Raw genomic sequence first — 21,828 nt, 5'->3', positions numbered from 1 at the left:
TTTCTCAGGTTGCTAGTCTTCATGGTGCTCGAGTTCATTATGCTAGGGTAACTGTGCAATTCGAGTGATATCGATCGCCAATTGCTGCGCGGTTTGCCAACGAGTTTGCTGCTCAAGTGCCTGTAAGGTTTGCGCGCTATTACCTGTTAGCGATAATGCGGTATGTGTAGGCTCAGCCATGGGCCAATCAAACTCCGTTAATAGGGCGTTAACGCCAACCGGATCATTGCACACCAAAATCATGTCACAGCCAGCATCCAATGCCGCTTTAGCTCGTCCAAGGTAATCACCAGCAAAACTAGCGCCTTTCATGCCTAAATCATCAGAAAAAATCACCCCATCAAATCCTAATTGTTGGCGTAAAATAGTCTGTAACCAATAGGTCGAAAAACCAGCAGGGTTGGGGTCAATATTGGAATAAACAACATGTGCTGGCATCACGCCTTGCAGGTGCTTTTGGCTTATAAGCTGTTTAAACGGGAGCATATCAAAAGCTTCCACTTGCTCTTTACTGCGCGGATCAACAGGCATCGCAACATGGGAATCGGCGGCAACACTGCCATGACCCGGAAAATGTTTACCCACAGCAGCCATACCGGCCTCATTCATGCCGATAATAAAGTGTTCTGCCAATGCACTAACTTCCTCAGCAAGCGCACTAAAACTGCGTTTACCGATCACTTCACTTATACCATTTACGTCTAAGACAGGTGCAAAACTCAAATCTATATCACAGGCCAACAGCTCTATTGCCATTAGAAAACCACATTCTTTTGCCCATTGTTTAGCTAATGTTAAGTCGCCTTTAGCTGCAGGTAAAATATCACCCATAGCAGGTATTAAGCTAAAGCCCTCACGAAAACGCTGAACCCGGCCACCTTCATGATCAACCGCAATTAATAAACCAGGGCAAATATGGCGAACATCCTTAACCAGCTCAATTAATTGACTTTTATTTTCAAAGTTTCGACTAAAGAGTATAATCCCACCCACCTGTGGATGCTGTAACTGCTCAGCTTCTAGCGCAGATATGGTTAAACCTGCAAGATCCATCATTAAATAGCTCAAACCTTTCCCCTAAATATACAGCTGACTATTGCGTCAAGTTAATCAAGTCACATTACACATCAAGTATAAGGTTGGCTAATGTGAAAATAATGCATAAAAAAATCTAATGAACTGTCATTGATTAATCTGTGGGATACTCTAGTGACAATAAGAGATAAACCGCCAACATTACATTTGACGATTATACTCACTTATAACTAAAACAATAAACGACTCAGCAAGGGTTCAATCACATGATTAGCGTATTTGACATGTTCAAAATTGGTATCGGTCCCTCTAGTTCACATACAGTGGGCCCGATGAAGGCCGGTAAAATTTTTATCCAGCATGTCGCAGATATTAATTTATTGGATCAAATTGATGAATTACGAACAGAATTGTTTGGCTCACTAGGCCAAACAGGTAAAGGCCACGGTACAGGTAAAGCAGTGGTTTTAGGCTTAATGGGTCAAGACCCTGAAACCGTTGATACCGAGGCTATCGATGCCATTTTAGAAACAGTATCGACCAGTCAAAAGTTGACCCTCGCAGATGGACGTCAGTTGACATTTACCCGTGAAGCAGGGGTCACCTTCCACAGACGCAAAACCTTACCTGCACATGCCAATGCCATGACCTTATTCGCCTTGTCTAAAGGCGAATGTATTTACCAGCGTACCTATTACTCTGTTGGCGGCGGCTTTATTCTCGATGAAGATGAAATCACTCAACGCAATGCTTCTCCGGCGACACCCATTGAACAAGCACCTTATGACTTCAATAGTGCATTGCAATTACTGCAACTTTGTTGTGACAATGGCTTAAGTATTTCGTCTTTAATGATGGCCAACGAGCAGAGTATTGCATCGGAAGATGAAGTAAAACAAGGTTTGTGGAAAATTTGGCAAACGATGAAAAACTGCGTAGAACGCGGTTATCAGAAAGAAGGTATTTTACCTGGTGGACTAAAATTACGTCGTCGCGCACCTGCGCTTTACCGCCGTTTAAAAGCTGAAGGCCGTAATAATATCGACCCACTGACTGCAATGGACTGGGTTGATTTATTTGCCTTATCGGTTAATGAGCAAAATGCTGCAGGCGATCGAGTCGTGACAGCCCCAACAAACGGGGCAGCAGGGATTATCCCCGCTGTATTGTGTTACTACGACAAGTTTGTGCAAGAAGTTGATATTGATGTGTGTTGCCGTTATTTATTAACCGCAGCCGCTATTGGCATTTTGTACAAGAAAAACGCCTCAATTTCTGGCGCTGAAGTGGGCTGTCAAGGCGAAGTGGGCGTAGCCTGTTCAATGGCTGCAGGGGCGTTGACTGAAATTATGGGCGGAACAGTAGAACATGTTGAAAACGCCGCTGAAATTGGCATGGAACATAACTTAGGCTTAACCTGTGATCCCGTTGGCGGCTTAGTACAAGTCCCTTGTATTGAGCGTAATGCTATGGGCGCAGTAAAGGCGATTAACGCATCACGTATGGCGCTTCGCGGCGATGGTAACCATAAAGTCTCACTGGATAAAGTCATCAAAACCATGATGGATACCGGTAAAGATATGCGCAGCAAATACAAAGAAACCGCGAAAGGTGGTCTTGCGGTGAATATCGTCGAGTGTTAATTAACGCATTAATTTAATCGCGTAATGTGAAATGCCTGTTAGTCACTCTAACAGGCATTTTTTTGTATCTATTAAATGAAAATTTAAGCTCACTAAGTGACTCATTCAACCCTACTATTTTAAACCTGCTATTTAACCAATATCTGTGCGCAATTATCCAAGCCACCAAAAGAGTGTAGCGCACTATTATCGAGTTGATAGATACCCTTTTTTGGTGAACAAAATAGCGGTAAACGGAATTGAACTATAGACCGCATTCTGCCATTGTAGAAAATCATTAAAATGACAACAAGGTTGTAAACTGCGTCAACCCTATCACCCCCATCATCAAGCCAACGTTTGACAATCGAGTTCTTCGCTGAGATGCGATTACGGTTTCTGGTTGCAATCGAACGTAACGCATTTCTGGACAAAAGTGAGTTTGAGGTATTAATTAACTCAGCTTACTTGGTATTGGTTTAGCTTGATTTATAACGTAGCTTCATTTGAACTTATTGCCTGCAGCATGTGAGCTACAGGACGTAGTAAATGTCGCGATCACAGGGATGTGAAAGAGTGACCTTAGTGCAGATGATTAAGCGAGACGCCAGCTCTTGATTTTAAAATCAGCATCCCTGTGGGCTTAACCAAAACATCCCTGTTTTGGATACTCGCTGACTCATCTACACCTGTAATTTAACTCTCTTCGATTTAGCCGCATAGTTGTCTATAGATGAAAGCTAAATAGGAAAAGCTCAAATCTAATTAGCTGACTTATTTTGGGGCAGAAATGATTTACGCACCGTGGTACATTTCTGAACAGAAGCGTGTGAGTGCCTAAGCTCTAACACTCACTATTCGCATTATGATAAGTATGGTGAGTTTAGATTAACTTGTTAGCTTTTTATTTTAAATTTCACAAGGAACTGCATTCAATGCATTTTGTTCTTGTTTTCTTAGGTAATTGACCACTTTCTCTTTAAACGATAAATCGGAATAAAATTGCTTGATTAGGTATTTTGAAGGGATATCAGTCCGTTCCATTAATGGGACAGCTCGACCAGTCGCTATGACGTAAACATGAAAATCATTATAACGTGCCAACATTGGTTCAATAATATTTTTATACAAAGCATTGGCCAACAACGTAGCATAACCTTTATTACGATGCTCTATGACTGTTACGAAGTGAATAATACCCAACTCTTTATAGGTCACACCTTGATGACAAGTGTTTTTGTCAGCACGGGCTTCAAAGTTTTCAAAAAGACTGTACCCTACCAATTCATCATTTACATAAAGTTTAATTATTTCTGCTTGAGTCCCGTTTTGTAATTCCTCGTGTTTATCTAACCAATCAAAAATGTACCACATTTTCATGTCGCCCTGACCCAAGGCGAGTAATTCATTAGTACAAGTTTTGACATTACAGTGTTCAAATCTAAGCATTAATAACCCTTTGAATCTTCGTAAGTTAGTTAAAATCGGCCTGTGAACTTACTTTTATGTAAATAGAGAGCGAAAAATGGGTTAAGCCCCCTAACCCATTTGTGGACAGAAATTACTTAGAATAATAATGCTAAGCCTTCACAAGTATTTTGTGCCGTTTACAGCAATTTTATTATTCAACACCATTAACCGCAGGTGAAGCAATACCATGGATTTTTGAGTTAACGATAAGATGGCGGTCTCTTGATCGTGCAGAGTAAACCATAAATGAGTTTATATTGTTGCCATATTACCCAGACGAAATATGATATTTAATAAACCTCTGCTTAATATTATCGCTACAAACCAGCTATATAATTATTTTGCATTGCAGGTTAAATATCAACATTAGCTGACTCAATCCACTGAATTAATAGGTTCTTTCCATGCCTCTTCCCGTGCATCTTCCCATGCCACCTTCAGTATGACGGGACAGCAGATAATCCGTGCAAGCGCCCTGAGCCTGAGGGCCGCCCTTGTCATTATTGAGCAGGTGTTGGCTCAACATATGCCTTGGTTCCCCAGAGTGGAACAGTCGAAAGGCTGTGTTTGAAACTTCCTGATGTTTCTTTAGTAGAGTAAGATACATACATTAACGTTTGATTGTCAGCATCAAATATTCTTCTAATTTTCATCGTTTTGAAAAAGATACTTTTTGATTTTTTAAATACCACTTCACCTGATTTACTCTTATCTATTTGTGCAATCATATCTTTGGTGATTTCCCCTGTTTGCCTGCAAGAGATAGAGCTATCACTTGGATCTGAAAAACTCAGGTTTTCTTCTATTGAGGCGATGTGACACGTTACACCAGAGGCAATATCATCCTTTAAAATGTTTAATTTTATATCTTGCGTAGTAAACATTCCAAGTGAAACATCACCTACTTCGTTGTCAGAACAAGCAGTAAGAAGTGCCGTTAAACATAACGCAGTGAGTATTTTTTTCATCAGTAAACCTTGTAACATTGGAAGTTAATTATCGTCAAAAGAGGCTGGTTTAAAAAATGTTGTTAGGCAATTAAGGGCATACATTAATGGTATGTCTTTAATAATATTCTTTTCATGAAATACCTTTCATGATAAATAGGCCTAAACTGACTTTGCCGATATCAGCGCCACCACCGCTGAGCAACATGCTAGTTCATATTGCGTTCGGCATTATGGTTATCATTGTAACCTATTGACCAAGCTCGTTGCTGACTCAGTATGCTTGTTAACATTCTCTTTTTTAGCATAATGGTCAACCTTTATGCGTTAACTGCACTTTGACTTAGTTAAATGCACTTTGAGCACAACGTGTTAAGCCCGCAGTTACCGAGCCAAAATGATCGCCTACCACCACTTTGGCATTGGGATACACACTAGCAATTTTATCGTATATGGCCGGGCTACGCGCCGTACCGCCTGTTACATACACAATATCAGGAGTGGTTGGCATATCGCAATTTTGTTGCTCCGCTTTAGTGATAGCCGTTTTCATGGCTTGTTTCATTAACGCTTCAACTTTAGCTAAAGATTCATTGATAGCTTGCTCAAACTGCGCTGCCGTTAATGGTACAAACAGCTCTTTTTCAATAAAATCTAATGAACATTGAATAGTCTCATTGTCCGACAAACTGATTTTAGCGGCTTCAGCTTGGCGTACAACTTGATAACTCATTTGATTTTTTTGTACTTTTTGTAAACGAACTAATAAGTCTGGTTGTTGTGCTTCTTTTATTAACTGCTCGACGAGCTTACGGGAAGGTAAACTAACAAAGTCACGCTGAGCACTAATATCATTGACGGCAACCGCGTTCCAAAAAGGGGTTCTTGGCATAGGTTTACCGTTAATCATTAACGTGTCTGCCCCAAAGCTTGGCATCAATCCGCTCATCGCAAGCGCAATATCTAAATCGTTGCCACCGATGCGTTGGCCAGAATGGCCAAAGCAGTCTAGGCTTCGATCTTGTTGCGCAATGTATGATGGACCCATTTTCACCACAGAACAGTCTGTCGTACCGCCGCCCACATCAACCACTAAAACGGTATTGTCATGGTTAAGATTTGACTCAAAGTCCATGCCAGCGGCTAATGGTTCAAATAAAAACCTCACATCAGTGAAGCCAGAGCGAATTGCGGCAAGGCGTAAAATGGCTTCCGCTTGCAGGTTATTGTCTTCTCCACCTATACCTTGAAAATTAACCGGTCGACCTATCACGGCATGGCTAGCAGACGTAAGCGATTTGGCGTTTAATGCCTTATCGGCTAGGGTTTTAACATGCATCATCATCAAGGTAACTATGTCTTCAAATAAGGCAATCTGCTCTGCTCGCAGGCCATTGGCGCCTAAAAAGGATTTTGGCGAACGGACATAAAAACCTTCTTCAGGCATGTCTAAATAGGCATCAATCGCAGCTTGACCAACAAACACGGCTTGTTCATTAGGCGACAAATCAAGTTCATGGCGCATTTGTTTTGCTCGCATTAATTGCGAACTGCGCAAATGAGAATACTGCGCTTGTAAATTTTCAGGTAAGCCCCAATACACTGCTTCAGCGATCAGCTCGCGATCCATCGCGTACAAGGTTGACGGCATAAAATCTGAGTGCGCTGATAATGGCAATAATGCCACCGTATTATCAACCATCACCCCTATCGCACAGTTAGCACTGCCGTAATCAAATCCAACAAACATTGGCTTACCTTCAGTCGTTCAATTTAAAAAAGCGCCCAAAATAACATAATAATCATCTTAGCTGAACCATTTATCGTGTTTTATCCAAGGGGACACATTGAGGAATAACTCATTCAGGCGTAAAAACCTCATAATATAAGCTTTACAGCATATCTCCCCAGTAATAATTTTAGTTAAATATCGTTTATTCAATATGTTGCATACCAATGTTCTAGCAGATTAAATGGCATCGGCAGCTAAAAATAATCTTATTTCCGACATCGCGATATCTTGGTTATCATTTAAGGCAAGGGTTACACTAAGCCAACGATAAACATGTGCCGTGGATTTTTTAGTCATATTTAGATCCGCTATTGTGCTTAACTCAAGCCGGTTCGGTAAGTGTTGACCCTATCAAATTGATGGTGGATAAATAAACCGTGACGTTAGCGTTAGTCAATAATCAACCATTAGAGAATGATTTATCATGCAATGGCTTAGCCCAAGAGCAAAAAAACTGCCGCGGTTGCAAATTGATTACGATGTTAATGCCGCTCTCACTTCACCAAAAACGAAAAAACCCATCGTGTCCTGATGGGTTTTTTGCTGCTAATGAGTTAACTCATCAAGTTAACCTTTGCTGTTGGCTTTTTCTTGTGTTTTACGCTGAGCTTCTTTTTGCTGACGACGTGCATCAATGACTTGCTTTACATCACTGCCAATATGCGCTTCACCGCGTTGCTTAGCTAATTGCACTTGACGCTCACGCTCAATAAATCGCTGACGTTGTTCTTGAGGAATATTATCGATGCAATGAGGGCAACTCACACCTTGAACATAAGCTTCAGATTGCTTTTCGGCTTCCGTTATTGGCATACGACAAGCATTACACTGATCGTATTGGCCTTTTTCAAGGCTGTGATTAACGGCCACACGGTTGTCAAACACAAAGCATTCACCTTCCCATAAGCTTTGCTGTTGATCCACCTCTTCAAGATATTTTAAAATGCCACCTTCAAGATGATACACCTCATCAAAGCCCTGCTCTTTTAAATAAGCGGTTGATTTCTCACAACGAATACCACCGGTACAAAACATAGCCACTTTTTTATGCTTGCCAGGATCTAAGTTTTGTTTGACGTATTCAGGGAACTCACGGAAAGTCTCGGTTACGGGATTAAGCGCATTTTTAAAGGTACCAATCTTCACTTCATAATCATTACGGGTATCAACCAATACCACTTCAGGATCTGAAATCAGTGCATTCCAGTCTTTGGGCTTAACATAAGTGCCAACGACTTTACGCGGGTCTATACCTTGAACACCCATAGTCACAATTTCTTTTTTAAGTTTTACTTTAGTACGATAAAATGGCATTTCATCATCAAAAGACAGCTTGGTGACGATGTTATTTAAACCTGGTTGTGTGTCTAACCAGACCAATAAATTCTCAATGGCGGATTGGGTGCCAGCAACAGTGCCATTGATCCCTTCTTGGGCAAGTAACAAGGTACCTTTGATGTCGTTTTGTTCCATGACTGTGAGCAATGGCTGACGAACAGCCTCGAAATGAGGTAAGGCGACAAATTTATATAATGCGCATACGGCAATTTGGGGTTGAGACGTTTGTTGGATCATGTCTTGTTTAGCTTCTTGCATAACTGTTGAAACTCCGCTGGCTGGAACTTAATTTCCAGTGCATATAATATAGCCGGCACACTGTGCACAGACTCAAAAAAACGGCCGCAAGTATACCTAAGTCAAACTCAAAAAAATACTAAAACAATCCGACGCACCTTTTTTGCTTTGTTGTGAGCATTTTATTTTGGGATTCAGGCCTTAAAAGCGTTACTCTATTAGCCAGACTTAATTTGATATGATCCCTAATGAATTCTGCTATTTTGTACACCTTTCGTCGCTGTCCTTATGCCATGCGGGCACGTATTAGCCTTCATTTGAGCCAACTTAATCCGTTAGTGCGTGAAATTGAACTTAAACATAAACCCGCAGAGATGTTAGCCATTTCGGCCAAAGGCACAGTACCAGTACTTGTCACGACAGATAACCAAGTGATCAGTGAAAGTATTGATATTATGCGCTTTGCATTAACTGAGCACCCAGCACCTGAAACCAACTACTTAACCCCAGCCGAGTATCAGTCACTGCAATATTGGTTAGATAAGCCAGCAACAGAATCGCTCATTAATGCTAACGATAATGAATTTAAACCCTGGTTAGATAAATATAAGTATGCCGACAGATACCCCGAATACGGTCAACTCTGGTATCGACAACAAGCAGAAAACTTTATACAACGTCTAGAAACCTGCTTAAATCAACATCGGTTTTTATGCACAGATACCGTCACATTAGCTGACTTTGCTATTTTTCCATTTATTCGCCAATTTGCTAATGTTGAGCCGATATGGTTTAACAACAACCAATCCCCTAAAGTGAGAGTTTGGTTAACAACGCTAATGAATAGTCCGTTATTTAACGTGACCATGCACAAATATCCATTGTGGTTACCCCAACGAAATGGGATTCAGCTCAAACATTCAATAAATGATGATGGACAACTAATACCTTTGTGCAACAATTAAAAATTATTAATATTTAGTAGTTTACAGACTATTAATCCGTTAATTTTTAAAGTAGATTAAAGATGTTAGCAGTGAATAGCCGTTTAATAACATGGATTACTATTATTTTTACTGCAAATTGAGATTTTAAGTTTACACTTAAATAAGTCATTGCTAGAACGCAAAGGAACATGACATGGATAATATGGATATTACGTTAGTCATAATGCTTATCGCATTACTAATTTTACATATTCACTTTTGCTATCGAGCCTTAATGTCGAAAGCACCTATCGGAAATGCTCAACGTTTTGTCTGGTCGATGCTCAGTTTATTGATGGGACCATTAGGCTATTATGTTTATCAGAACATAATCCCACTTGAATTCTACGAATAGACGCCCTAGCCCTATTTAACCATCCCAGCATCAGCGAGCCACGTGGCTAAATTAAGGCTTATATTATCTGTTACTCCCGCTTATAAATAGCGAGCGAATTGGCGTCCATTTTTTAATGGCTTTGTTGGCGCCGTTACCGCTGGTGTGCCTACATATAAAAAGCCCACTATTTGGTCTTGTGCCGACAAACCTAATTGTTGATGAACATTAGCATCAAAAGCAAAATCGCCTGTACGCCATACTGCACCAAGCCCAATCGAAAATGCAGCTTGCTGCATGGCCATCGTCGCACAACCGGCTGCAATGTGCTGCTCTAAAGCGGGAACGTTATTATGTGCTTGCGTTTTAGCGACCACAGTAATCACCATAGGTGCGCGATAAGGCATATTGCCAACTTTAGCTAAAAAAGCATCATCTGCACCCTTTTTTTTAGCTGCATCAACAAAAATATTCGCCAGTTTAGCCAAACCTTCATCGATTGCGATAATAAACTCCCATGGGGTCAAGGCACCATGGTCGGGTACTCTTGCTGCAGAATCGAGTAACAATGTAAGTTGCTCAGCATTCGGCGCAGGGGCAATAAGACGTGGAGTTGATTGGCGGGTTAGTAGCAGTTGTGTTGCGTCCAAGATACGGTCCTTCTAGATGAGTTCTGATGCTAATGTTAACAAATAACCCACTTAATTGGTGGGTTATTTTCAAAACTTTACATCATCTGTGTTAACACCTGTTGAGGAAAATAGCGCTTAAGTATTGTTTAAATAACGACGAGAAATAAAATAATCGACACTGGTGTAACGACCGCCGCCCAGCGCAAAGATGGCAAATAGCATGATCAAGTAGGTAATGGCAAACTCAATACCATTATTGAGAATAACGAAATTACCTGAACTGGTTAACCATTCATAATTACCATGCTGTTGTAAAATCGCTTTTGCTGCAGACAGTTTTTCCGCTGAAGCCAACACTTGCTCATTGGCTAACCACGAACTTGCATCGGCAATAGCTAACCAGCCATTAGGTAAGTGCACCGCAAAAGCGGCTACCACCATGGTTGCCATCATCGGCAGTGCCACAATACGTGTCGCCAAACCAATTAACAGTAAAAAACCACCAAACAACTCTGTGCCTGCAGCCAGAGCAGTCATCACTTCTGGCATCGGTAAGCCTAACCCCCAATCTGGATTACCAAACCAAGCGGCTGTGTCTTCAAAATGTGATAATTTGTTGTAACCAGCCTGCATTAACACTGGTGCTAAATAAATCCTTAACGCTAATGGAGCAAAGCCTTCTGTATGTTTAATCACATTTAAAAACTGTTGATATAATCTACTTAGTGTCTGCATAAATAACCTAGGCTGAAATCGTTGTTGTAGTAATAGACCCGCTGAAGATTAAAAACATTTCAGCTTATGCGATTAACAGCTATAAATATGTATTATTTGTCTAAGTGTAATTCAGTTAAATCTTCTACTAATTCTGCTAATTTTTTGTCGAAGTGCTTACGTTGTTTTTGACTAAACGTTTGATTAAGCGCAATTAACATTGAACCAAATTTACGGGTGTTTTCGGTAACATTATCGCGATACACCTCAGATTTAAGTTCATCTGGCGAGATCATTAATAATTTCATTTGTTGGGTAAAATAATCAGTTTGCTGACGGCGTTTCATCGCTTGTTCAAATTGACTCAACCATTCATGGCGATACTCTAGCCACATATCCAAGGTCGCTAAACGTTGCGTATTGGCTTGATGAATGATGTCTTTTTGCGCATCGGTTATATCACCGGTCCATTCTGATAATTTTTTTGCGATTCTTTTATCTGAGTCGATTATCAACTCGGCTTTATCTTTGCCGGCGTATTCTTCGATTAATTCTTTTTGTTCTTTTTTTAGCTGCGTCAGTACCTGATCAACTTGTTCATCAGATAAGCTCGCCAAAATAGGTAACAGATCAGGCATAACAAAATCGAAAATTCTGGACCAATGGGCCTTCGCCATTGACACTTGTTTAAGCCATAGCTCTGGGGTCATGGTTTGTTGATTCGTTAATGTCGATAATAAAGACAGTTGATCACGATAACGGGGTAATTCTTGTTGGCGATGCCAGACTAAAAACGATTCAATAATAATATCAAATTTGTCTTGCTGCTCTGAGGTTAAGTCTACGTATTCTTCAACCTCCCACTCTATCGCCCAATCCAAAAAGAAATAGCTTATTTTAGTGGAACAGCCGACAAATAATAGGCTACTTAACAGTAGGACAATCAATTTTTTAGACACAGATAATTCCCTTATCGAAATTTACCTTATTTGTACTTTATCAGAGCATATTAGCAAGTAATTAATGTAAAATACTTTGTAAAGTATTGTAAGTATTGTGTAGATTTGTGCGGTTCTTTAGCTGCCATTAATAATGCCCACATCGCTGAGAATAACCAAAAACAATTTATTGCAGCAGGTAACGCAGCTTTAGCCGCCGCAACATCTGTGAGGCTCGATATTTGGCAATATTGGATAATCACGTTATCAATTAATTGACTCACTTGGGTTGTCGATAGTTGATGACTGGCTATCACGCTGGCTAAATCGAATAACGGATGACTGGCCACCGCATATTCATAATCAATGCTTAATAGCTGATGCGATACGCTGCCGCCAAGAAGTAAATTGTGCGGGGTTAAATCTCGATGACAAAAAACGGGCAACAAAACACACGCTTCTAACTGCGATAACCAATGCTGAACAAATCCATTTAAGCGTAACAATTGCTGCCAAGCATGATGCCATTGTGGTTCGGTTTGCGTGGTACTTAAAGAATCTAATTGATGCACATATTGTTGCCATTGCACACTCACGGTAATACTGGTACGAGGCACTGGTAACGCACTAAGTTTACTCAATAATGCGCTTAACAAAGGGACAGCATCAACGGCTAAAACAGGTTTATTTGTTTCCTGCTGGATAGATGCATTACTGTGCATTGCGGAAAATATCGACCAGTCTATGTCGGGTTGATCAATAAACTCACTTAAATACACTTTTTTATCATCACTGACCCAAATTAATGCAGGTGCAATGTTAGCAGCCATCGCGGCTTGCCAACATTCGACTTCAAGCGCCCTATCGCACCAAGTACTGTGGGGTTGATTAACTCTCAATACCTTATCGCCGTCATCGCAAGATAACTTAATGTTAACATTGCTGATCCCGGTGTTGAGGAACGATATTGCAGTACATTGTGCGTTGAGTCTGTGAAACAATGCTACTGGCATCATTTGTTGCATCATTTCAAGCACATTGTTAGGTAGCGATAACAAGGGTTGGGACATCAAATATTTACTCTAGGGAGATTGTATTGTTATTGGCTATACACCAACCACGTCTTGGGCAACGTTATCTTGCTGTATAATATGATGATAATATTTCTTGCGCCACATAATGTAACCCCCAACCGCCATCGCGACGTATAAAACAAACAGACCTGATGTCAACATCAAGCCTTTTTGGAAATAAAGGTAAATAGACACAAAATCAATGACGACCCAATAGAGCCAATTCTCCAGTACTTTTTTTGCCACTAAATAGGTTGTCACTACCGCAAAACAAGTGGTTGCCGCGTCGATATAGGGAAATGCTGCAGAGGTATGATTAGCCATAACATACCCCACCAGTAAAGACACCAAAGATGTGACGCCGATGACAACAGCATGAGTACTCCACGACCAACTGGTAATGTTAAGTTGATGGCTCTCTATATTGTGCTGAGCACTATTATGCTGATTTCGCTGCTGCGAGGACGGCACATGTAACCACAGCCAATAACCATACACCGCCATGCCCATATAATAGATATTGAGTACCGACTCCATTAACAAAGACACATTCCAAAACAATACCGTATAAATGGCGGTGCTAATAAATGCCGCAGACCAACACCAAATATTGGTCCGCATAGCAAGAATTAAGTAAGCCAGTGCCAGCATAACGGCAATGGCTTCCCAGAACGTCATTAATGACGCCTCTCCTAAAACTTGCTGTATTGTTGAGAGTAACTCACTCATTGTGGTTATTCGCTATGAGCAAGGTTGAGCTCACCACCAATAAATTTACACACAAAAACGGCCTTGCCCCATTTTTGGTGAGCGGCCTGCATTTCAACGGCTAGCATCGACATAACATCGCCATACTCACCACACACTTGTGTTGCCATCGCATTAGTGACTCGTTGAATATTGTCATAACTATCCACTCTGCCGATAAACCATTGGATCGGATCGAGATAATTTTCATTAAACGGATACATGCTGATTTCTGCAGTTAACTTCATTGCTATTCCTTAATAAAAACCACTACAACCGAGGTTACAGCGGCTATAAGCTATTACATAAATTGGATTTCTAGTGTCACACCTAATTGGCGCGGATCACCATAACGAATGTATTGCTTGTCTGCCCAGTCTTGATCTGGCTCGTTGCCAAAGTAAAAACCACGCACGCCATATTGTTCATCAAACAAATTGCGGCCCCATAAATAAGCTGACCACGTCGGCGTTTCATAACCTAGACGTGCGTTATAAATGGTATAGGCTTCTGACTGGGACTCATTGCTGTCCGAATAATAAAACTGGCTTTTACCACTGGCATTAACGTTGGCGAACCAACCAGAGTCAGCGACATACGTCATGCCCGCACTGTAAGTGACATTAGGAGAATGGGCCAGTTCACGACCCGACAAATCAATGGTAGAACCGTATTTATCACTGTATTGATATTGGCCATATTCGGTTTCCAACCAACCAAAGCTACCATAAAATTCAATATTTTCAGTTAAGTACCATTTTGCATCAAGCTCTGCGCCGTAGTTTTTTGAACTGCCAGCGTTTTCGGTAAAAAGAATAAATCGCTGCGGGCTATCAGGGTCTTGTAAAGACGCAGCCACTTGTTGATCTTGGCGATCCATATAAAATAGCGCCACTGTAGAATCGACTTCACCGTCAAACCAACTCGACTTTAAACCCACTTCATAGTTATATAGGATCTCAGTATCGAACTCTTTCTTGTCAGACAATTGGGCAGGTAATGTCATATTAAATCCACCCGCTTTATAACCCCGGGCGATACGAACATAGGCATTATGATCCGCATTAATAACTTTTGATAATGCAATATGGCCCCCCCACATATCTTCTGACGGGGCAAAACCATCCTTATTACTGTCACTGTAATCACTATCACGACGCTCTAATCGTAATCCTGTAGACAATAAATAATCATCGCCTAAATGACTGTCTAACTGACCAAATACTGCATAGTTGGTCGCATCGTAACTTGACTGCAGCACTTCATCTGGATAAGTGTTGTATTCTGAATATAAGTCATTATCTTCTTTCAAATTCATCGCATACACACCCACTAACCAGTCGGTGCTATCTGCCCAAATTCGTCCGCCATTTTTTGACGATAGACGAAACTCTTGAGTTAAGGTTTTGCGGTCACCCTCTTTATCCCAGGTATAATCATAAACACAAGGTTCGGTACCATTAACGACACCATCGGCATCATAAGCCGTACAAGCTTTACTTGCCCAATAATCGGAATTAGCCCAATCGCCATCATAACCATTATGGTGGTTGGTTTGCGCGAATGAGGTTAACGAGGTGAAGTCAAATGTTTGCACACCAGTATAAATAAACTTAATCCCAGCCCCTGTGGTTTTTTGGGTATCGATACCGGGTTGGTCGGTTAAGGTGTTGCTGCGATTATTATCCAATGTCCACACATCATAGCCATTATCAAAATTTGCATGTAACAAGGTTAAATCAACTTGCAGATCGTCAGTAGCATACCAACGTAATTTAGCTCTGGCAGTTAACTCGTCACGTTCATTGGTATCGTCGCGATTAAGATAAAGGTTGTCACGGTAGCCGTTTTGGTTATGTTGCTCTAACGATACTCGATAGAGCAATTTGCCTGAATCATTTAGCGGACCGGAGCTGAAACCAGAAAGAGTAGCAAGATTATCATCACCTAAGCTGACTTTTGCACCATGCTCAAACGATTCAGTGGGGTCATTGCTTTTTAAGTAAATTAATCCGGCTAACGCGTTGGCACCATATTGGGTGCCTTGTGGACCACGTAAGACTTCCACCTGCTGCATGTCGTACATGCTCGACACCATACCAAGGCCAGATAAGTCGATGTCATCGACCACAAAACCAACTGATGAGTTAGGTGCGCCTTGATATTGTTCTTGCTCACCAACGCCGCGAATTTGAAAATATTTAGGACGAGAGCTGCCGCCGGACCAATTAAAGTTAGCGATAGAGTTAAGCACATCTTCGAAATGTTGTGCGCCTTCATCTTCAAGTTGTTGAGCGTCAATGACGGTCACGCTAGAGGGCATTTTATCAAGACTGATATTACTAAAATCAGCATTAACAATAATGACTTCCATTTTTTCATATTCGGGGGTGACGCTTTCGATATCAGCAGTTTTAGCCATAACAATCGGCGAGCTTAACGCTGCAAAAACAGCTAATGCTATGGGTGTCTGGTGTAACGTAGTAGGATTTATCGTGAACATAGGACCTCAAATGATTATTTTGAGATCCGGCAAGAGTAGAGAATAAGAGGTGCACCTAACGATAGTGTGGCCCATTCCTACGCCGGTATAAGCCGGATCAGGTTCTAAGGGTTTGTCATACAGACATCTCAGTTCAGGTTTTACTGAACACCCCTTGGCGATCACGATTATAAACTAACTCCTGTATGATTACACTCGCAAAAATATAATTTGATAACGTAACGATGCAATTTATTAACTACCAGGCTTGGTCACATCACGTAAACCTCTTCAATAACGTCGCGATGATATTAATAAGAGAAGGTTTCACGCACATAAATCTCAAATCGTGTCGCTTGCGCATTGGGGGCAACCGCACTGACTTGTAACTGCTGCTTGCCATGTAATTTAATCGACTTCCAACTGCTTGCTTCATCTTCAACCGTCAATCCACTGGCATCAAACCAAGTGAATTTATATTGTAGGCGCAAGTCAGTACTCGATTGACTTTGAATTAAGGCTGAAGCTTTAATTAAATCAGCGATCATAATAGCTGAAATATCCACCACAGCGACCTCATTAGCAAACGATGAGTTATCAACCCTCACTTGCCCCGCAGAATCCACTGCGATGCCCGCGGTATTATGCGCGCAGGCACTCAATAGCAATGTTGTCGCGATAAACCATAATGAAGCTAGTTTCATACAATATCCCTCTCAAAACCGATGCAATTAAAGCCGTGGCTTAATAAAGATTTAAGGCATGGCTAATCCAATAAAAAATGAGCTCGTGCTGTGGCAATAAGTTGCTTTCGGTTGGTTTGCCAGCAGTTCATGCTTACATTTGCCACCCGACGACCTTGACGGGTAATTTTACATTCAGCAAAGGTATCTTGATGCAAACCTGCGCGTAAATAATCAATTGAGAAATCGACAATTTTAGGTACTTTCTTGGCCTGCATAAACACCATCAACTGTACAATCGCCGACATTTCCATAAACCCAGCAATGACGCCGCCATGAATAGCGGGCAAAATAGGATTGCCAATATTGTCATCTTTGGCCGGTAGCCTAAATACCATTTCATCACCAAAACGGGCCACAGACATACCAATAAATTGAGAATAAGGCACTTTTTCAAGTAGATAACTATAGTCGTTCAGTTCAATGGCGCGTTTCACCACATCTTGAACATCTAAACACGCCGGTGTACTTTCGTTGGTTTGATCAATCATGATTTAACCTCAGGTAAATTCCCCATTAACGCTTGGCGAAACGCTTCACCGACCATTTCAGGACTGATGCGCATAAATGAACCCACAGCATGAGCGATAGGTTCATCAATACTGTCTTGATAAGCAATCGCACGGGTAAAAGCCACAGTGGATGAGAGCCGGTAACATTCAGCAAAGGCATAAACCGATTTATGAGGTTCAGCAGGTTTCATGTAATCCACCCGTAAATCCAACGTCGGTGACAATTCTAACGATTGGTATTTTTTCAATATGGCGCACACAACTGCAGTGCCGCATGCGGTATCAATGAGTGTGGTGATCACTCCGCCATGGATAACCCCAGTATCTGGATAACCAATAATATCTTCGCTATAAGGCAACTCAATCTGCACATGATGCTCGCTGGCTTCTTGCACGGTTAATCCTAAACGACGACATTGAGCTAATTGGTTTACAAAACGCCTTGCGACTTCGGTTAACGGAAAAAAATCACTGTTAATTTTCATTATCCACAACTCAGCATTGGGCCTAATGGTTTACCACCCAAAAGATGCATATGAATATGATAAACCTCTTGGCCACCATGTTTGTTGCAATTCATGATTAACCGATAACCGTCTTGTGCAATCCCCGCTTCATCGGCAAGTTTGGATGCAACCGTTATCATCCGCCCTAATGCTTTTTCATCAGAGGCTTTAACCTCATTAGTGGTGCTGATTAAATGGTTAGGAATGATGAGAATATGGGTCGGTGCTTGCGGTGCAATATCCCGAAATGCAGTGACTAACTCATCTTGATATAAAATATCAGCTGGAATTTCACGTCGAATAATTTTGCTAAAGATGGTTTCTTCGGCCATTTGGGTGCCCTCATTAAATAACTGCATTGTTGCTATTGATAATACTATCAACTCTTTGATCTATCACTCCAGTAAAAACTAGGTTTATAGCCAATCTTTTACTCAAAATGCGATTCGTTTGCTTAACGTCAGCATTTTTGGCAGCATTGTAGATTATAGCTCAATCGTTTTGATTGTGACTCACCTACTCATTCGGAATTCTTTATGCATTACCATATTCATGCGATCGATCCCAAAGCACACCTATTTGAAGTCACCCTAACGCTAACATGCGCAAACCCATTTCAAGTTTTCTATTTACCGGCATGGTTACCTGGCAGCTACATGATCCGAGATTTTGCTAAAAATATCATTAACATCGATGCCAAAGAAAACCAACTACCGCTGAGTGTCACTCAATTAGATAAGCAAACTTGGCAATTAAACAACCAAGGTAGTGATATTAGCTTATGTTACCAAATCTACGCTTGGGATTTATCCGTTAGAACGGCTCATCTTGACACCAACCACGGTTTCTTTAATGGCAGCAGTGTGTTTTTAGCGGCAAAAGGGCTTGAGCCACAACCCCATAGCGTCACTATTGCTAAGCCGGCACTCACAGAATTGGCTCATTGGACTCTGGCCACCAGCATGACCAGAACCACAGGTGATCAATTTGGCTTTGGTGATTTTAGCGCACAAAACTATGATGACTTAATCGATCATCCAGTTGAAATGGGCGAACTCACCATCGAGACATTTTTCGCAGCAGGTGTTCCCCACGATATCGTATTAAGTGGTAAACACCGAGCCAACATGGCCCGTTTAGCCAAAGATCTTAGCGCTATTTGTGAATACGAAATCAATCTGTTTGGCACTCCAGCGCCCTTTAAACGCTATGTGTTTATGACCACTGTGTTGGATAATGGTTTTGGTGGCTTAGAACATAAAGCGTCAACTGCGCTAATGTGTTCCCGTAATGATTTACCACAGTCATTAGATGCGCCAGTAGATAAAGGCTACCGCACTTATTTATCACTGTGCAGCCATGAATACTTCCACTCATGGAATGTCAAACGCATTAAACCAGCTGAATTTACCCCGTTTGATTTATCCCAAGAGTCTTACACTGAACAGTTATGGGCTTATGAGGGCATTACTTCATATTACGATGATTTAATCACCTTTAAGTCTCACTGTATTGATCAAGCCGGTTACCTTACCCTGCTTAGCCAAATTATGACCCGCGTATATCGAGGTCAAGGTCGTTTTAAGCAAACCTTAAAGCAATCAAGTTTTAATGCATGGACCAAGTTTTATAAACAAGATGAAAATGCCGCCAATGCCATTGTCAGCTATTACACCAAAGGCGCGCTCTTTGGGTTGTTTTTAGATTTAACCATTCGCACTGAAACTCAGGGGCGTAACAGTTTAGATGATGTAATGCGTCAACTTTGGCAACAATATGGCTTAACCGAAATTGGTACCGATCCGCTCAGTCATCAACGAATTGTTGAAACCATACTGGATCGCCCATGTGATGATTTATTTGCTTATTTAAACAACACTCATGATATCCCCTTAAAAGAATTACTGGCCCAAGTTGGGGTGACCATGACGCTTCGTGCAAGTGAAGGCAGTGCGGATTTAGGTGGCGGTGATGCAAAAGGCTTTAATATTGGCTTTGGCGCTAAAACAAAAGCAGAGTCATTCGGTTTAAAAGTATTAAGTGTGAACCAATACAGTCCAGCACACCAAGCGGGCTTAAGTGCGGGTGATTTATTGATTGCAGCCGATAACTTGTTAGTGACCAGTCAATTTGAGCAGCAATTGCAAAGCTTGACTATCGGCGAGCAACTCAAGCTACATTGGTTTAGACGTGATGAACTGATGCAAGGACAACTGCCCATTTGTACAGCCGCTTTAGACACAGTTTCACTCACGATTGAGCAACCGAATAAAACGGCACTATGGTTTAGTTAACACCGAAGGTTTAGTTAACACCGAGCATTCGGTTCTAACATTGACAAAAAAAGGATATCAATTTGATATCCTTTTTTTTGTCACTCTTTAGCTTTATCTTCGATAAATACATTTCACACCCATCGTATTAACTATATGGCCATGCAGCGGGAATTAGCCAACAAACTATTGCCTTGAGCATCTTCAAGTGTTTTTGCTTGATATTCTTTGACGACTTTGCCGAGATATCACACTCTTACCTCATGCATGTGAGTTTGTGCCCAAGCAATGGCTTGCCCTCGGCTAGAAACACCAATCTTACGGAACGCGCGATATAGATGAGTCTTAATGGTTGATTCACTGACAAAGAGTTGATTCGCAATATCAAGATTGGTGCTACCAGACAATAACGTTTGTAATACCTCACGCTCACGAATAGTCAGTTGATCGCTTTCATCTTCATTATCCATACCCATTAATGATTGAGATAGATCTTGAGGGATCACGCTACGACCTTTGATAATTTCATTCAAACCAGCACTTACATCAGCTAAACTCGCATTGGTATAAAACACGCCTGTGGTGGTCGATGGATGAATTAAAAATGTTGCATCAACCTGTTTTGGGAAATTTATAAACACAGTACGCACACCAAAATACTCACGCTCAATAACGCGCTGCAGTTGATATGCTTGTTGAAGATCAATCGTTGCTAAATCGAAAATAACCATTGAATTGGTTTGTGTAGACAATAGTTTCGACATGTTACTTGGTTGGGCTTTAGCTAATTTAACCAAAAACTCTTGTGGCCAGCGAGAATCGAGTAAATCAATTAACAACTGTGACCGCGATACGATCATCCAATTTTCGACTTTAAACATTCCAAACACTCCAGTGGTATGAATAGCAGTGGTATATTGAAACTAAGTCCGTATCAATGTGAATGAGTCTAACAAGTGGATTACTGTATAACAATTAGCCTAAAGGGTGCTTGCGCGCCCTTAGTTAGCCTTTTGTACTACACGCCTTGAACAACAGTAACAGAGTTATCGTCGCAAATTGGGTGACATTAGCAGTATTATCCGCAGCAGTCTGAGCCAAACGGATTAAGTCATTCCACATGATGAAAGCCTGATTGAGTGGAAATAAACTGATTATTGCTACCGAGTTTATTTAGGTTAACCAACAGTTCATCGCCAAGTTGATTTATATTGGCTTGATTACCTATTAAAGCTAACTCATCAACATTACTTATATCTTAGCTAAAGCAAAGCTATAAGGATAGGAGGATAGGAGGATAGGCATTAAACATCTAAAGTTCTAAAGTTCAAAAGTTCAAATAACAATAAGTTAAATATAGGTAACGTAGACTGATTCGAGATTAAATAGGATCGGGAGAAAGTGTATATCGAAAGTTAAAAATACATCTATTTCCAACCCGTAACTC

The 21,828-nt window shown here is 41.1% G+C and carries 21 protein-coding genes and 1 riboswitch; of the genes, 4 read left to right on the top strand and 17 right to left on the bottom strand.

Annotation, left to right across the window (positions count from 1 at the left end):
* Positions 1 to 42: 42 nt before the first annotated feature.
* The gene (gene nagZ / locus AAEZ02_RS07315) at positions 43 to 1,068 is read right to left on the bottom strand and encodes a beta-N-acetylhexosaminidase (RefSeq protein ID WP_351122442.1); all 1,026 of its coding nucleotides are present in this window, start codon (positions 1,066 to 1,068) and stop codon (positions 43 to 45) included.
* Positions 1,069 to 1,301: 233 nt separating this feature from the next.
* Between nagZ and AAEZ02_RS07310 the strand changes: the two genes are divergently transcribed.
* Positions 1,302 to 2,678, top strand: a complete 1,377-nt coding sequence (locus tag AAEZ02_RS07310) for an L-serine ammonia-lyase (RefSeq protein WP_101030751.1) — start codon at positions 1,302 to 1,304, stop codon at positions 2,676 to 2,678.
* Between the two features lie 888 nt (positions 2,679 to 3,566).
* On the opposite strand, the gene AAEZ02_RS07305 is transcribed toward AAEZ02_RS07310, so the two are convergent.
* From AAEZ02_RS07305 to trhO, 4 genes are all read right to left on the bottom strand, one after another.
* Positions 3,567 to 4,106, bottom strand: a complete 540-nt coding sequence (locus AAEZ02_RS07305) for an N-acetyltransferase (RefSeq protein ID WP_101030748.1) — start codon at positions 4,104 to 4,106, stop codon at positions 3,567 to 3,569.
* A gap of 521 nt (positions 4,107 to 4,627) precedes the next feature.
* Positions 4,628 to 5,095 carry a CreA family protein gene (locus AAEZ02_RS07300; protein ID WP_351122439.1) on the bottom strand — a complete coding sequence of 156 codons (468 nt, stop codon included), beginning with the start codon at positions 5,093 to 5,095 and terminating at the stop codon, positions 4,628 to 4,630.
* A 322-nt stretch (positions 5,096 to 5,417) separates the two neighbouring features.
* On the bottom strand, positions 5,418 to 6,824 hold the full coding sequence (yegD, locus tag AAEZ02_RS07295; protein ID WP_351122436.1) for a molecular chaperone: 1,407 nt from the start codon (positions 6,822 to 6,824) through the stop codon (positions 5,418 to 5,420).
* Positions 6,825 to 7,433: 609 nt separating this feature from the next.
* On the bottom strand, positions 7,434 to 8,441 hold the full coding sequence (gene trhO / locus AAEZ02_RS07290; RefSeq protein WP_101034644.1) for an oxygen-dependent tRNA uridine(34) hydroxylase TrhO: 1,008 nt from the start codon (positions 8,439 to 8,441) through the stop codon (positions 7,434 to 7,436).
* Between the two features lie 248 nt (positions 8,442 to 8,689).
* On the opposite strand from trhO, the gene AAEZ02_RS07285 reads away from it, so the two are divergent.
* Both AAEZ02_RS07285 and AAEZ02_RS07280 read left to right on the top strand, forming a co-directional pair.
* Positions 8,690 to 9,406 (top strand): glutathione S-transferase, encoded by a 717-nt coding sequence (locus tag AAEZ02_RS07285; protein ID WP_351122433.1) that lies wholly within the window; start codon positions 8,690 to 8,692, stop codon positions 9,404 to 9,406.
* A 175-nt stretch (positions 9,407 to 9,581) separates the two neighbouring features.
* On the top strand, positions 9,582 to 9,782 hold the full coding sequence (locus AAEZ02_RS07280; RefSeq protein ID WP_101030736.1) for a hypothetical protein: 201 nt from the start codon (positions 9,582 to 9,584) through the stop codon (positions 9,780 to 9,782).
* 80 nt (positions 9,783 to 9,862) lie between these two features.
* Here the strand turns inward: AAEZ02_RS07280 and AAEZ02_RS07275 are convergent, their stop codons facing one another.
* From AAEZ02_RS07275 to hinT, 11 genes are all read right to left on the bottom strand, one after another.
* Positions 9,863 to 10,411: an NAD(P)H nitroreductase gene (locus tag AAEZ02_RS07275; RefSeq protein ID WP_101030734.1), complete on the bottom strand. Its 549-nt coding sequence runs from the start codon at positions 10,409 to 10,411 to the stop codon at positions 9,863 to 9,865.
* 117 nt (positions 10,412 to 10,528) lie between these two features.
* Positions 10,529 to 11,128 (bottom strand): HvfX family Cu-binding RiPP maturation protein, encoded by a 600-nt coding sequence (locus tag AAEZ02_RS07270; RefSeq protein ID WP_101030729.1) that lies wholly within the window; start codon positions 11,126 to 11,128, stop codon positions 10,529 to 10,531.
* Positions 11,129 to 11,220: 92 nt separating this feature from the next.
* A complete protein-coding gene (locus AAEZ02_RS07265; protein ID WP_101030726.1) occupies positions 11,221 to 12,066 on the bottom strand; it encodes a DUF6279 family lipoprotein in 846 nt (281 codons plus the stop codon).
* A 50-nt stretch (positions 12,067 to 12,116) separates the two neighbouring features.
* Entirely contained in the window at positions 12,117 to 13,115 is a 999-nt protein-coding gene (locus AAEZ02_RS07260) for a phosphotransferase family protein (RefSeq protein ID WP_124013760.1), read from the bottom strand.
* 36 nt (positions 13,116 to 13,151) lie between these two features.
* On the bottom strand, positions 13,152 to 13,847 hold the full coding sequence (gene pnuC, locus AAEZ02_RS07255; protein ID WP_101030718.1) for a nicotinamide riboside transporter PnuC: 696 nt from the start codon (positions 13,845 to 13,847) through the stop codon (positions 13,152 to 13,154).
* 5 nt (positions 13,848 to 13,852) lie between these two features.
* Complete coding sequence (locus tag AAEZ02_RS07250; RefSeq protein ID WP_101030715.1) at positions 13,853 to 14,113, bottom strand: hypothetical protein; 261 nt, start codon at positions 14,111 to 14,113, stop codon at positions 13,853 to 13,855.
* 53 nt (positions 14,114 to 14,166) lie between these two features.
* Positions 14,167 to 16,368 (bottom strand): TonB-dependent receptor, encoded by a 2,202-nt coding sequence (locus AAEZ02_RS07245; RefSeq protein ID WP_101030712.1) that lies wholly within the window; start codon positions 16,366 to 16,368, stop codon positions 14,167 to 14,169.
* Positions 16,369 to 16,425: 57 nt separating this feature from the next.
* Positions 16,426 to 16,533, bottom strand: a riboswitch (TPP riboswitch).
* A 125-nt stretch (positions 16,534 to 16,658) separates the two neighbouring features.
* Positions 16,659 to 17,051: a YcfL family putative periplasmic lipoprotein gene (locus AAEZ02_RS07240; protein WP_101030709.1), complete on the bottom strand. Its 393-nt coding sequence runs from the start codon at positions 17,049 to 17,051 to the stop codon at positions 16,659 to 16,661.
* Positions 17,052 to 17,113: 62 nt separating this feature from the next.
* The gene (locus AAEZ02_RS07235; protein WP_124013761.1) at positions 17,114 to 17,581 is read right to left on the bottom strand and encodes a PaaI family thioesterase; all 468 of its coding nucleotides are present in this window, start codon (positions 17,579 to 17,581) and stop codon (positions 17,114 to 17,116) included.
* Complete coding sequence (locus tag AAEZ02_RS07230; RefSeq protein ID WP_124013762.1) at positions 17,578 to 18,087, bottom strand: PaaI family thioesterase; 510 nt, start codon at positions 18,085 to 18,087, stop codon at positions 17,578 to 17,580. The genes AAEZ02_RS07235 and AAEZ02_RS07230 overlap by 4 nt, the downstream gene beginning before the upstream one ends.
* Positions 18,087 to 18,440: a purine nucleoside phosphoramidase gene (gene hinT, locus AAEZ02_RS07225; RefSeq protein ID WP_101034643.1), complete on the bottom strand. Its 354-nt coding sequence runs from the start codon at positions 18,438 to 18,440 to the stop codon at positions 18,087 to 18,089. The genes AAEZ02_RS07230 and hinT overlap by 1 nt, the downstream gene beginning before the upstream one ends.
* Positions 18,441 to 18,644: 204 nt before the next feature.
* On the opposite strand from hinT, the gene AAEZ02_RS07220 reads away from it, so the two are divergent.
* Entirely contained in the window at positions 18,645 to 20,402 is a 1,758-nt protein-coding gene (locus AAEZ02_RS07220; RefSeq protein WP_124013763.1) for a M61 family metallopeptidase, read from the top strand.
* A 227-nt stretch (positions 20,403 to 20,629) separates the two neighbouring features.
* Here the strand turns inward: AAEZ02_RS07220 and AAEZ02_RS07215 are convergent, their stop codons facing one another.
* Positions 20,630 to 21,262 (bottom strand): LuxR C-terminal-related transcriptional regulator, encoded by a 633-nt coding sequence (locus tag AAEZ02_RS07215; RefSeq protein ID WP_124013764.1) that lies wholly within the window; start codon positions 21,260 to 21,262, stop codon positions 20,630 to 20,632.
* Between the last annotated feature and the right edge of the window lie 566 nt (positions 21,263 to 21,828).

Origin of the sequence: Shewanella sp. T24-MNA-CIBAN-0130, assembly GCF_040310185.1 — a bacterium.
In the GTDB taxonomy this organism is placed as follows: domain Bacteria; phylum Pseudomonadota; class Gammaproteobacteria; order Enterobacterales; family Shewanellaceae; genus Shewanella; species Shewanella psychromarinicola.
This window is presented reverse-complemented; position numbering and strand designations above follow the sequence as displayed.